Annotated in this window: 10 protein-coding genes; 1 reads left to right on the forward strand and 9 read right to left on the reverse strand. The window is 69.4% G+C overall.

Annotated features, from left to right (window positions below; translation table 11 throughout):
- Position 1: 1 nt before the first annotated feature.
- The 7 genes from ISU10_RS03165 to ISU10_RS03195 all read right to left on the reverse strand — a co-directional run bounded on the left by ISU10_RS03165 (position 2) and on the right by ISU10_RS03195 (position 10,666).
- Positions 2-3,715: a nitrate reductase subunit alpha gene (locus ISU10_RS03165; RefSeq protein WP_194695065.1), complete on the reverse strand. Its 3,714-nt coding sequence runs from the start codon at positions 3,713-3,715 to the stop codon at positions 2-4.
- Between the two features lie 14 nt (positions 3,716-3,729).
- The gene (locus ISU10_RS03170; RefSeq protein ID WP_370864661.1) at positions 3,730-4,974 is read right to left on the reverse strand and encodes an MFS transporter; all 1,245 of its coding nucleotides are present in this window, start codon (positions 4,972-4,974) and stop codon (positions 3,730-3,732) included.
- A 260-nt stretch (positions 4,975-5,234) separates the two neighbouring features.
- Complete coding sequence (locus tag ISU10_RS03175) at positions 5,235-6,608, reverse strand: FAD-binding oxidoreductase (protein ID WP_194694922.1); 1,374 nt, start codon at positions 6,606-6,608, stop codon at positions 5,235-5,237.
- A complete protein-coding gene (locus ISU10_RS03180; protein ID WP_194694923.1) occupies positions 6,601-6,915 on the reverse strand; it encodes a hypothetical protein in 315 nt (104 codons plus the stop codon). Before ISU10_RS03180 ends, ISU10_RS03175 begins: the two co-directional genes overlap by 8 nt.
- Positions 6,916-6,988: 73 nt before the next feature.
- Positions 6,989-9,727, reverse strand: a complete 2,739-nt coding sequence (locus ISU10_RS03185; RefSeq protein ID WP_194694924.1) for an ATP-binding protein — start codon at positions 9,725-9,727, stop codon at positions 6,989-6,991.
- Between the two features lie 100 nt (positions 9,728-9,827).
- A complete protein-coding gene (locus ISU10_RS03190; RefSeq protein ID WP_194694925.1) occupies positions 9,828-10,352 on the reverse strand; it encodes an SRPBCC domain-containing protein in 525 nt (174 codons plus the stop codon).
- On the reverse strand, positions 10,349-10,666 hold the full coding sequence (locus ISU10_RS03195) for an ArsR/SmtB family transcription factor (RefSeq protein WP_194694926.1): 318 nt from the start codon (positions 10,664-10,666) through the stop codon (positions 10,349-10,351). Before ISU10_RS03195 ends, ISU10_RS03190 begins: the two co-directional genes overlap by 4 nt.
- A gap of 117 nt (positions 10,667-10,783) precedes the next feature.
- Here ISU10_RS03195 and ISU10_RS03200 point away from each other — a divergent pair, with 117 nt between their 5' ends.
- Positions 10,784-11,125 (forward strand): DUF2784 domain-containing protein, encoded by a 342-nt coding sequence (locus ISU10_RS03200; protein ID WP_194694927.1) that lies wholly within the window; start codon positions 10,784-10,786, stop codon positions 11,123-11,125.
- A gap of 81 nt (positions 11,126-11,206) precedes the next feature.
- On the opposite strand, the gene ISU10_RS03205 is transcribed toward ISU10_RS03200, so the two are convergent.
- Positions 11,207-11,647, reverse strand: a complete 441-nt coding sequence (locus ISU10_RS03205) for a VOC family protein (protein WP_194694928.1) — start codon at positions 11,645-11,647, stop codon at positions 11,207-11,209.
- A gap of 140 nt (positions 11,648-11,787) precedes the next feature.
- Positions 11,788-13,281 carry a hypothetical protein gene (locus ISU10_RS03210; RefSeq protein WP_194694929.1) on the reverse strand — a complete coding sequence of 498 codons (1,494 nt, stop codon included), beginning with the start codon at positions 13,279-13,281 and terminating at the stop codon, positions 11,788-11,790.
- Positions 13,282-13,339: the final 58 nt, after the last annotated feature.

A 13,339-nucleotide genomic window follows, 5' to 3' on the forward strand; every position in this document is an offset into this window, starting at 1 on the left:
CTCAGTACTCCACGTCCTGCGAGCGCTTCCGGATGATGGTGACCTCGTCGCGCTGGTTGCCGGTGGGCCCGAGGTAGTTGAACGCGAAGGTGAGCTGGGCGTAGCCGCCGATCAGGTGCGAGGGCTTCACCAGCAGCCGGGTCAGCGAGTTGTGGATGCCGCCCCGCTTGCCCGAGGTCTCGGCGATCGGCACGTCGATGAGGCGGTCCTGGGCGTGGTACATGTAAACCGTCCCCTCGGGCATCCGGTGCGACACGATCGCCCGCGCGACCACGACGCCGTTGCGGTTGACCGCCTCGATCCAGTCGTTGTCGGCGATCCCGACCTTGGCGGCGTCCCGGTCGCTCATCCAGATGTTCTGGCCACCGCGCGAGAGCGACAGCATGAACAGGTTGTCCTGGTACTCGGAGTGGATCGACCACTTGTTGTGCGGGGTCAGGTAGCGCACCGTCAGCCCCTCGACGCCCTGGCCGGGCGAGCCGTCGGAGACGTCGCCGAGGGCGGGTTCGGAGAACAGCGCAGCCATGTTCAACGGGGGTCGGTAGACCGGCAGCCCCTCGCCGAGCTCGGTCATCCAGTCGTGGTCGAGGTAGAAGTGCATCCGCCCGGTCAGGGTGTGCCAGGGCTTCTTGCGCTCCACGTTGATGGTGAACGGCGAGTAGCGCCGGCCGCCCGTTTCGGAGCCGGACCACTCCGGTGAGGTGATCACGGGGACCGGTGGCCCCTGGGTGTCGGCGAAGGTGATCTGCTTGCCCTCGTGCTCCTCGGCCAGGTCGGCCAGCTGGACGCCGGTGCGCTTCTCGAGGGTCTTGAAGCCCTGCGTGGCCAGATGGCCGTTGGTCGTGCCGGACAGGGTGAGGATCGCCTCGCACACGTCCACGTCCCGCTTCAGGGAGGGACGTCCGTCGGCGACGCCGCCGCGGACGGGCCCGTTCTTGCGGCGCAGGTACTCGACCTGCTTGCCGAGCTCGAAGGTCACACCCTTCGTGGTGGCACCCAGGGTGTCGACCAGCGGGCCGAGAGCGTTCATCTTCGCGGCGACCGCCCCGTAGTCGCGTTCGACCTCGACCAGCTTGGGCATGGTGACCCCGGGGATCGGCTCGCACTCCCCCTTCTTCCAGTCGCGCACGACCCCGTGCGGGTTGGCCATCGCGTCCGCGGTGTCGTGGGTGAGCGGGACCGCGACCACGTCCTTGCGGACCCCGAGGTGGGTCGCGGCGAGCTCGCTGAACTTGGCCGCGATGGTCTGCCACGCGTCCCAGTCGGTGCGGGTCTGCCACGGCGGCGCGATCGCCGGGTTGAACGAGTGCACGAACGGGTGCATGTCGGTGGTGTTGAGATCGTGCTTCTCGTACCAGGTCGCCGCCGGCAGCACGACGTCGGAGAACACCGTGGTGCTGGTCTGCCGGAAGTCGATGCACATCAGCAGGTCGAGCTTACCCTCGGGCGCATCCTCGCGCCAGGTCACGTCGACGGGCCGTTGAGCCTCGGGGGTCTCGGTGGCCCGGACGGAGGAGTCGGTGCCGAGCAGGTGCTTGAGGAAGTACTCATTGCCCTTGCCCGAGGAGCCCAGCAGGTTGGCCCTCCAGATCGACAGGATGCGCGGATAGTTCTGCGGGGCGTCCGGGTCCTCGCCCGCGAAGTCCAGGTCCCCGGACTTGAGCTGCTCGACGACGTACTCGGCGACCGGCTTGCCGGCCGCGGCCGCCTCGTCGCTGATGGTCAGCGGGTTGCGGTCGAACGTCGGATAGGAGGGCATCCAGCCCATCCGCGCGCTCTGGGCGATCACGTCGGCCGTGGACCTGCCGGCGAGCTGTCCTTGTCCAGTGGTCGCCGACAGGGTGTCGGCGCCGAACTGGTCGTAGCGGAACTGGTCGGTGTGGAGGTACCAGAAGGCCGTCTGGATCATGTTGCGCGGCGGCCGGTTCCAGTCGAGCGCGTTGGCGATCTGGGTGTAACCGGTGATCGGCCGGACCTTCTCCTGGCCGACGTAGTGCGCCCAGCCACCACCGTTGACGCCCTGGCAGCCGGTGAGGTTGGTCAGGGTGAGGAACGCGCGGTAGATCGTGTCGGAGTGGAACCAGTGGTTGGTGCCCGCTCCCATCACGATCATCGACCGGCCGTGTGACTCCTCCGCGTTCGCCGCGAACTCACGCCCGATCCTCGCGGCGGTGTCGGCGGGGACTCCGGTGATGGCTTCCTGCCAGGCCGGGGTGTACGGCGACTCCGCATCGTCGTAGCCGGTCGCCCACTGGCCGGGAAGCCCGGGGCGAGCGACGCCGTACTGCGCCAGGAGCAGGTCGAACACGGTCGTGACCAGGTGCCCGTCGATGCGGCGGACCGGCACGCCCCGGGGGAGGTCGGCGGCTGCGCCGTCCGGGGTGTCGAAACGCGGCATCCGGACGACGACCGACTCGGTGGCGGTCTCGAGCAGGGACAGCGCCGGGTCCACGTCGCCGAGCTCGAGGTTCCACTTCCCCACACCGGCCTCGCCGTACCGATGGCCCAAGGAGCCGTGGGGAACGACGGCTTCGCCGGTCCGCGCGTCGATCAGCACGGTCTTGAAGGCCGCGTTCTCCTCGGTGGCGTGACCGGGGAGATCGGCGGCGGTGAGGAACTTGCCTGCGGTGTACTCCATCTCGGTGGTCGAGTCTGTCGAGACCGCCTCCACGAGGCGGACGAGGTGGGGCAGGTCGGTGTAGGTCTTCACGTACTGCGTGAAGTACGGCGTCTGCCGGTCGACGAAGAACTCCTTCAGCACGACGTGACCCATCGCCATCGCCAGGGCGGCGTCGGTCCCCGGGCGCGCCGGCAGCCACTCGTCGGCGAACTTCACGTTGTCGGCGTAGTCGGGGGCGACCGCGACCACCTTCTGCCCGCGGTAGCGGGCCTCGGTCATCCAGTGCGCGTCCGGGGTACGGGTCACCGGGAGGTTCGATCCCCACATGATCAGGTAGCCGGCGTTCCACCAGTCCCCGGACTCCGGGACGTCGGTCTGGTCGCCGAAGACCTGCGGCGAGGCGACCGGCAGGTCGGCGTACCAGTCATAGAAGCTCAGCATCGAGCCGCCGATCAGGTTCACGAACCGGGCACCGGAGGCGTGCGAGACCATCGACATCGCCGGGATCGGCGAGAATCCCGCCACCCGGTCGGGCCCGTACTTCTTGATCGTGTGGACGTGGGCGGCGGCGACGATCTCGGCGGCCTCCTCCCAGGTGGCACGGACCAGGCCGCCCTTGCCACGAGCGGACTTGTAGGCCTTGGCCCGCTGCGGGTTCTCCACGACGTGCTCCCAGGCCCGGACCGGGTCGCCGTCGTGCTGCGCCTTGGCCTCGCGGTACATCTGGAGCAGCACGCCGCGCACGTAGGGATAGCGGACGCGGGTGGGCGAGTAGGTGTACCAGGAGAACGCTGCGCCACGCGGGCATCCGCGGGGTTCGTACTCCGGGGAGTCAGGTCCGACGGACGGGTAGTCGGTCTGCTGGGTCTCCCAGGTGATGATCCCGTCCTTGACGTAGACCTTCCACGAGCAGGAGCCGGTGCAGTTGACGCCGTGCGTGGAGCGCACGACCTTGTCGTGGCTCCAGCGGTCGCGGTAGAAGTCGTCGGCGCCACGCCCCCCGACCTTCGAGAGCGTCCGCAGGTCGTCGGAGACCTGGCCACGGGTGAAGAACCGGCGACTCTTGACGAGGGCGTCGGCGAGGGCGCCGTCCATGCCGAGATCGTTGCTCAACGGGCTTCCTGCCCCTGGGCGGTGCGGCGGACGACGGTGAGCGTCAGGACCAGGGTCAGCGCCGCGGTGACCGACAGCATCCACAGCCCGATCGCGTAGGAGTCGGTGCGACCGTAGACGTAGCCCATGATCAGCGGCGGCACGAAGCCGCCGAGTCCACCCGCGGCCCCGACCAGGCCGGTCACTCCCCCGACCCTGCTCGGGTCGGTGACTCGGGCGATGAGGGCGAAGGTCGCGCCGCTGCCGGCGCCGAGGGCCGCGGCCATCGCCAGGAACGCTACGGTGCCGATGCCGTTCAAGGGCGGGGTGCCGGCCGAGATCCCGGCCCCGACGACCACGACGCCGTATGCCGCGGCGAGAACGGGGATCGGTCCGAACCGGTCGGACAGCCAGCCGCCGATCGGCCGCATGATCACGGCGACCAGCACGAAGCCCGCCATCCGGTTGGCGGCATCGGCCGGGGTCAGACCGTGAGCGGTCTTGAGGTAGGCGGGAAGGTACACCGAGAACGCGACATAGCCGCCGAACGCGACGGCGTACAGGATGCAGGCCTGCCAGCTGATGGAGAGCCTGGCGTTGGCGTTGAGCCGGCTGCCGAGACTGGTGGTCGGCACCACGCGCCCGGGAGCGTCGCGCAGGAAGGTCCAGGCGAGGGCGGCGTACACCGCCAGCACGGACGCGGTGATCAAGAAGGGGGCCGTGTCACCGACGTTGGTGAACAGCTTGACGGTGGTCAGCGCGCTGATGGCCGTGCCGCCCATGCCGGCACCGAAGATGCCGATGGCCAGGCCGCGACGCTCGGGCGGGAACCACGCGTTCACGAAGGGGACACCCACAGCGAACACGGTGCCGGCGATGCCGAGGAAGAATCCGCCCACGAGCAGCAGGGCGTAGGAGTCCAGCGCGACGAAGGCGATGAACAAGATGGGCAAGATCGTCACGGCCGAGATGACCGGGAACATCAGGCGGCCGCCGTATCGGTCGGTGAGCGCACCGACCACGATCCGGCCGAGCGACCCGACGATCACCGGCACCGCGACCAGCAGGGCCACGTCGGACTCGCTCAGCGTGCCCAGCGCCCCGGAGTCCCGGAACATCGGGCCGAGGGGGCTGATCAGCGCCCAGGCCCAGAAGTTCACCGCGAAGCCGGCGGTGGCCAGGACCAGCATCAGCCAGGGCGAGCCGGCGTCTGACCCTGGGACGGTGTCGACTCGTGCGTGCGTGCGAGATGGTGAGACCACCATGCGCTCCTTATCGGGTGCCCCGCAAAGGGGAGGACGTTTCCCACCATCGCAGACCCCGGAGCGTCCGTCACCCACCGACAGCCTCTGGTGGCCCTGGACGACCAAAACGCGTCGGCGCTCCGGTCCTGCGCTTGCTCCTCCACCTCAGTGCAGGGCACCGACGAACGCGAGGGCCTAAAGTCCCGACGGCAACGTTGCTTTGTGCCCTTCGTCGCCGTGGCAGCCCCTCGGCGCCTCGACGCAGGCCTCCTGCCCGCTCACGGTGCAGGGATGATGTTCTGGTTCAGGCGGAACAGGTTGGTCGGGTCGTACTCGGCCTTCACGGCGGCCAGTCTGGCCAGGCGGTCGCGGTAGGCGCCCGGTGCGTAGGCACCGTCCGCATCCGGTTCGTAGTTGGCGTAGCCGCCACGTGAGTGCGGCTCCAGAGCCGCAGCGGTCTCGCGCGCCCAGGCAACACACCGGTCGCGATCAGTGGGGTCGGTCCAGTTGGCTGCGATGAGGACGTCGTAGCTCGCCTCGCGATGCGCGAACGCTCCGTCACCGGCTGCTATCGCGCCGCCCAGCTGTTCCACGATGAGCTCCAGGACAGGTGGCGACTCAAGGAGGCTGGCACGCTCGACCAGGATGTCGATGACCTCGTCGGTGAGGTCGTCGAGGAAGCAGGAACGCCAGTAGTGGTGCTCGCCGTGCGGGTAGCCGGCGTCCACCCTGCTCTGCTGCTCGATGTAGGTCAGCGGCCCCAGGCCATCGAGCAGCGGTTCGCCGACCGCGGCCTTGACGGGCTCGAGCAAGCGTGCACCCTCGGCCACATCGCCCGCGTAACAGGCGGCGATGGCGGCCACCGGTGAGCCGTCCGGACCCGAGGTCATCGCCGCGTACGCGGTCAGCTCGTCCGGAGCGTTCCGAGTCAGCTCCCGGTAGGACTCCAGCACGGTGCGCCGGCGCTCGCGAGCGAACATCATGCCCCCGCCGTACACCGTCGGACCGACCGGGTGCAGCTGGTACTCGAACGAGGTGACGATGCCGAAGTTGCCTCCCCCGCCCTTCAGGGCCCAGAAGAGACCGGGGTTCTCGTCGGCGCTGGCACGGACCAGGCGGCCGTCGGCGGTGACCAGCTCGACGGAGAGCAGGTTGTCGCAGGCCAGGCCGTGTTTGCGCATCAGCCAACCGATCCCACCGCCCAGCGTGAGCCCGGCGATCCCCGTCGTGCTCACGACACCCAGCGTCGTGGCGAGACCGTGCTGCTGGGTAGCTGCGTCGAACTCGGCGCCGGTGGCCCCTGGCCGGGCGCGCGCGACCCTTGCATCTACATCGACGAGCACGCTGCGCATCAGGCCGAGGTCGATGACGACGCCGTCGTCGCAGGTGGAGAACCCGGCGACACTGTGCCCACCACCCCGCACCGCGATCGGCAGGCCGTGGCCCGACGCGAAGGCCACCGCTTGCTGCACGTCAGCGCTGTCGGCGCAGCGGACGATCAGAGCCGGCCTGCGGTCGATGGCACCGTTCCACACCCGCCGCGCCTCGTCGTACTCCGGATCGCCCGCCACCAGCACCTGGCCGCGCACGCCCTCGCGCAGCGCACCGAGGTCCGCCCCGTCAGCGCCATCAGCTCGCTGGGTCTCAGGCATGCTCGCCATCAATACTCCCCCTCCGGCTCACTTGGGTGACAACCTCGACGCGCTGGACTCGGTCGAAGCGGTAGCCGCCGCGCCGACTGACCTCCCGTACGTCGTCTTCCTCGCCGGCTTCGAACAGCGTCAGCACGACCTCGTCGGCCGGGATCCAGGTGGAGCTCAGGATCCGAATCGGAACACCCGTGCGGTTGAGATCGTCCGCGGCGCGCCAGAGGCTCTCCTCGGTGGTCGCGACGTCCGATCGCGTGACGCCGGGCCAGTAGCGCTCCATCAGGAAGCTCCCCTGCAGGGCATGCAGCATGCCAGGACCGTAGGACCCGGATGCTGCCCCGTAATCGGGGAACTCCCTCGGTTGTCAGCCGTTCGGCGCCGGGTCAGGTGGTCGATCCGTGCGTCGACGAAGCCGTCGCCGCGAGCTCTGCCCGGGAGCGGACGCCCAGCTTCCGGTAGGTGCGCGAGAGATTCGCCTCGACCGTCTTCCTGCTCAAGGAGAGCTTCGCGGCGATCTCCCCGTTGGTGCGTCCCTGAGCGACGAGGGCAGCGATTCGCTGCTCCACGGGCGTCAGGCCGGCCTGGGCGCCCGACCGTACGCCGAGGCGCGCGACCTCCGAGCGTGCCCTGTCGGCCCACAGGCTTGCGCCGAGGTCTTCGAAGATCGCGAGCGCCCTCTCGAGGGTCTCGCGGGCGGCCGCTCGACGCTTCAGCCTGCGCTGGACGATGCCACGCGCCAGGAGCGTGCGGCCGAGCTCGAAGGGCATGGGTAGTCGCTCGTGCGCAGCCAGCGCCCGTTCCAGGGTTGCATCTGCCGAGCCGAGGTCGTTTCGGGCAGCCTGGATCAGGGCCCGGGAGCGAGCACTGGTGGCCAACGTCCAGGCGCGGCCGGTTGCCCGGGCGACCTCGTCCATCCACTCCGCGAGGTCGTCGGCTCGCGCCAGTTCCCCGAGTGCGACGAGGGCCTCGATCTCGTCGGGAACCATGTGGCAGTCGCCGAACTCCCGGCTCCAGCGCGGCCGCATCAGCTCGGTCGCCTCACCCAGGCGGGCCTGCGCGGCTTCGTGGTTGCCCAGGGAGAGCTCGACGAACCCGAGCACATGCAGGTTCTGCATGCAGAAGACCACGTCCTCCGCGCGCCGAGCCTCGGCCAGACCGGCCTCGGCCACTCGTCTGGCCCGGTCCACGTCACCGAGGCACGCGCGCGCCTTGGCCTCGACGTACAGGGGCGCGCCCGGCTGGTCGAGGTGCTGCCTCAGTTGCAGGCTCTCCTCCGCGTGCTCGATCGCGCTGGGCCAGTCTCCGGCCCACACGTCGAGCTCTGCGAGGTGGAACAGGTGGGTCGATGCGGAGTGCAGGTCGCCGGTCTCCATGGTCTCCTCGAGCAGGATCGTGAGGAGCCCCCGGGCCTCGACATGTCCGTCGTTGTCCATCACGACCTTGGCCAGGTGACTGCGCGGCGAGGCCGCCCCCGCCGAGCCGTCGAGCGCCATCGCACGCTCGAACAGATCACGACGTACCCCGCCCCCGCCGCAGTAGGTCCAGTGCGCGAGCTCGGCGATCGCCATGCCGAGAGCCTGGTCGTCGCCGCTGTGCTCCGCGAGCTCGACCCCGAGCCTGGCATGGCGCTCGGCCACAGGAACGTCGCCGAGGAAGTAGGCGATCGCCCCTCTCGTCCGATGGATCCGACTCGCTACGGCTGCATCAGGTCCCGCCTCCGACAGGGCCCGGTCACAAAGGGCGAGGCCGTGACCGAGCGGAGTCGAGAGCTCCGCCAGCCACCTGAACGCCTCGGCTCGGCTGGGACCCGGGGGCGCATCCGCGACGGCGCTCTCGAACAGCACCCGGGCACGGGAGCGGTCACCGGCCGCCAAGGCCAGCTCGCCCGCCGCGGTCGCGCGCCGGAAGGCCGCATCGAGATCACCAGGGACGGTGAACTCCAACGCACGCTGCGCGAAGATCGCCGCCACGTCCGTGGCGCCCCTCCCCGCCACGCGGCTGGCCGCAACGTCGAGGACCTCGGCCAGCGTCTCGTCTGGTACGGGTGGCGTGAGCGCGAGATGCCTCGCCCGCTCCTCGGAGTCCTCGACGATGTCGGCCAGCTCCCGGTGCACCATGCGTCGCTCAGCTGCCGTCGACCCGTCGTACACCGTGGCAGCCATCAGAGGGTGGGTGAACCTCACCGTCTCGCCGCGGGAGTCGATGATCCCGGCCCTCTCGGCCCGGGCGATGTCGCGCTCGACGGGGCGGCCCGTCGCCCGCGCGAGATCCTTCACGCTCGGTGTCGACATCGCCGCGGCGAGGAGCAGGACGCGGCGGGTGCCCTCCGGCAGGTCGTCCAGGCGACTGCGGAGCAGGTCACCGAGCCGTTCCGGCACGGGAAGGTGCCCTACGTCGGCAACCCCGCCGCGGTCGACCCAGGTTCGTGCGAGCTCGAGACTGAAGAACGGATTGCCGGCCGAGGTCTGATGAACCCGCACCAGCGCCGGCCGCGCGAGGGTGACCCCGAGCCGCGCACGTAGTAGCTGGTACGTCGCGCCCAGCGACAGCGGCGGAACCGGCAGCCGAGTCACCTCGAGGTGCTCGACGAGCGCGTCTGGGCGCCAGTCCGTACGCCGAGCGAGGACGACGCGGATCGGCTCTGCCTCGAGGCGTCGCAACGCGAACCCCAGTGCCTGCCGGGTCGGCGTGTCCAGCCACTGGGGGTCATCGATGGCCACCATCGTGGGCGCCGAACGGGCGAGCATGCGAAGGACACCCAGCACCGCGACGGCGACGGCACCCGGGCCGAACGCTGAGTCGGAGGAGGTGCGCGTCAGGGCAGCATCGAGCGCCAGACGCTGCGGCTCCGGCAGATCGGTCGTCTCGTCCACCCACGAGCCCAGTAGGTCGATCAGTCCCGCGAAACCGATCCCCGACTCGCTCTCGGTGGGCTGGGAGGCGAGCACGCGATACCCACGCTCATCGGCCATCCGCGACGTCTCGCGCCACAGCCACGACTTGCCGATGCCGGCCTCTCCCTCGATGAGCAGAGCGCTCATGCGTGGGTCGGCGGAGTCGAGGAACGCGCCGATGGACGCGAGATCCGAATCGCGCCCGATCGTCCCCTGCACGGATGCCATGACAGCGTCGATTGTGGTGGTGCCCGTTGACGTCAGCAACCGGTCCGGAAATCTCCCGGTGCGGTTCAGCGAGATCGTTGGCGGCTCTCGCGATCGCAGATCAACCGATCTCCATCGGCTGGTAGGCCGGGGTGAGCTCTTCCCAGCGTCGCTCCCAGCCGGGCGCGCCGGCATCGGAGCTCCAGCCTTCCGGATGGACCGTGCCGCCTACCTCCAGGGACCGACCGAGATCCTCGAGGTGCGCCCGCCAACCAGAGGCGTGGAACGGGAGACCCTTCATCGGCAGGCCGCGCTCCTCGATCACCAGCCGGGTCTGGGCGCCCTCGTCGGTCAGCCACGCCTCGATCTGTCCCTCCTCGTCCGTGCCCGGCTGCGTGGTCAGCAGCAGGTGGTGGGGCGCATCGCACACCTCGACGCGCACCAGGCCGGTCCAGGTGCTCGTGAAGACGACCTCGATCGTGCTGCCGACCCGCAGGTCGCCGTCGACGCGAGCGATCCAGCGGGCCAGGCGCTCGGGCGTCGTGCACGCCTGCCACAGGTCGCCGATGTCGGTGTCGTAGAGATCCTCGACGCGGACAGCTCCGCGGGTCTCGTCGAGTGCTCGCATCGTCGCGATCGTGGTCATCGTCGTGCCTTCTTTCCTCGTGTGATCTCGGTGTGGAGCGCGTCGAGCCGGGTCTGCCACAACCGGCGGTAAGGGCCCAGCCACTCGTCGACCTCGACGAGCGCCTCGGGGCGCAGGGTGTAGATCCGGCGCTGCGCGTCCTGGCGCACGTCGACCAGCCCTGCCTCGCGCAGCACGCGCAGATGCCGGGAGACCCCAGGGCGAGCGATCGGAAGAGCCTCGGCCAGCTCTCCTGCACTCGTCGGGCGGTCGCGCAGAATCTCGAGAACTGTCCGCCGGCTCTCATCCGCCAGCGCGTGCAACACGGCATCCATGAGCCCGAATGTAACAAGTTGGGTATGTATCCGCAAGGTTACATTGGGTTGCGCGGCCGGTCACGGATTCGACGCGCGTCGAGGCGGCGCGTCAGGTGCCGGACCTACGCTGGTCGTGTGCACCGAGTCGTGGCCGCAACGGCGTTCGTCGCGCACCTGGCATTCGTCGGGTTCACGATCGTCGGTGGGTTCCTCGTCTGGCTCCTGCCGGGTCTGCTGATCCCCCACATCGCCGCAGCGGCCTGGGGCGGCCGGATGGCGGTCACGAAGGCGCGGTGCCCGCTGTCCACACTGGAGAACTGGGGCCGAGCCGGTGCCGGACGTGAGCGCCTCGACGACCGCGGGTTCATCGCACACTACTTCGAGGGCAAGGTCTACCCGAAGGGCTGGGCCCGCCGGATCGAGGTCACCGTCGGCGGACTCATCCTCGGGTCGTGGGCGCTCATCGCGACGCGATGAGCGAGGACGCGTCCGGCCGTCGGGTTCGTCGTACTCGGCGAGCTCGAGTTCTTGTGGTGAGTTCCTGCTCGGGGCCGGGCCTCAGCCGAGCGTCTCCGCCAGCGAGACGATGATCCCCGCAGGACCACGGAGGTAGCACAGCCGGTAGACGTCCTCGTAGTCCACCACCTCGCCGATGAGCTCTCCACCGTGGGCGCGCAGCCGCTCGACGGTGGCATCGACGTCGTCGACCTCGAACATCACGCTCCGCAGTCCCAGTGCGTTGCCGAGAGTGTCCTCGGGCACTGGCCGCAGGACCGACGGGTGATGGAACTTCGTCAGCTCGAGCCGACCCTGACCGTCAGGCGTCCTCATCATCGCGATGTCGACGCGCACGCCCTCGAGCGCGTTGACCCGGTCCACCCAAGGCCCCTCGATCGGTGCCTCGCCCTCCACCTCCATGCCGAGCTCGACGAAGAACGCCTTGGCCCTCTCGAGGTCCTCGACGACGAGGCTGGCGTGGTGCAGGCTCTTGATGCTCATGCTGGCGGTTCTCCTTCGTTCGCCGTCCGGCCTACGGCCGCTGCTGACACCAGGACGGAGCGGATCACGCCATCTCGACACCGTTGGGCGTCGATCACCGAGCGACCGGTCCGTCCCAGGGCCTCACTGACGACCAGGCCCTAGCGTGGCTCGAGCTGCTCCACGCCACCTGAGGCCGGACCGGCCACCGGGGCCGGCGCCATCAGGTCCAGCCCCCAGAACAGCTGGTAGAGCTGACGCACCATGACGCGACCGGGCTTCGGGCCCGTCGGCTCGTGAGGCACCGGAGTGGGCTCGGGCTGGATGTAGGTGGGCGTCTCCACGTCCTTCACCGGCTTCGGCGGCGGCACCTTGACGGTCACGGTGGCAGTGCGCGACTTGTTGCCGACATTGCCCTTGCCGCCTGCGACGACGACGCGGACCAACCACTTGCCCGCCGAGCCCGCTCTGGGCGCGAGGGAGTACTTGCCGCCAGTGCGGGTGATCCCCTTGGCGATCGTCTGCCACCCGCTCCTTGTCTTGTGCTGCGCCGAGACCCGCACGCCAGCATCCCTGGGCTTGATGACGCCGCTGAACTTGATGCTGCGTCCCCGGAAGATCGTCGTGTCCGCGATCCGCACCGACACCCGGCGCTTGACACTCACCTTGAGGGTGAGTGAGCCGCTGGGCTCGAACGTGTTCGTCCCGGGGGTGTCGACCCGGTAGACGGTGTTCTTGCGGGGACGGATCTCGAACCACGCGTGGTCCTCGGTCGTGAAGTCCGAGCTGCCCATGAACCGGAAGCTGGACTGGCCGTAGCCCTTGGCGAACAGCCGGGCCGTCCCGTTGAACCATCCGGTCCCGATGACGCCGTCGCCGAAGCTCCAGCTGTCACCGGCCAGCCAGTGGCGCTGGCCGGTGATCAGCGTGAGCCGGCGCAGGTCCTGCACGAGCATGTCGGAGTGGTGGGAGCCGAAGGTCGAGAGGTACGTCGCGCTCGGCACCCCCTCGAAGTCGTAGACGGTGGTGGTGGACCCGACCCCGATGCGGAGGTTGTCCATGTAGTAGTCGCGGCCGTCGCATCCGAACAGGAAGCCGAACCGGGCTCCACTGCCGTTGCCGTGGTCAGTGGCGAACTGCGCGATCGTGGTGTCGACGTCTGAGGCAGACGAGGAGACGCCGTCCCAGTAGAACCAGTCGAACGCGAAGCTCTCGAGGTTCCAGGCGCCCCACGTGTCGTAGTTCACGTTGAGGTTGACGTTCGCGTAGTAGTAGCTCTGGAACCCGGTGCCATCGGGGTCGATGGACACATAGAAGCTGCCGGGGCTCGACCCTGCGGCACCCGATGGGTGGAGGGTCTCGAACGAGACCTCGGTGAGGGCGCTCGGCGTGGCGACCGAGGCCTGCACCCCTGCCTCACCGATGGTGCTGGCGAAGCGCAGGCCCGTCGCGTGGGTGCCGATGGCCCCGCCCGCACGGTAGAGCGCGGTGGTGGTCCCGTCGAAGGAGGTCGTGTCGCAGTCGCGGTAGACGTAGGACAGGGTCGACGGATAGTCGAACCCGTCGACGACGACGTTGGTGGTCGCGGCCTGGGCCGGTGCCGCACCGAGCGGCACGAGCACCAGCAGGACGAGTGGGACGACGAGCTTGTTCATGATGGAACCCCCGATATGAATGTGGCCCCGAGGGTCGCCAGCCTAAGTGGGATCGAGG

Source organism: Nocardioides agariphilus, assembly GCF_015352445.1.
GTDB classification, from domain to species: Bacteria; Actinomycetota; Actinomycetes; order Propionibacteriales; family Nocardioidaceae; genus Nocardioides; species Nocardioides agariphilus.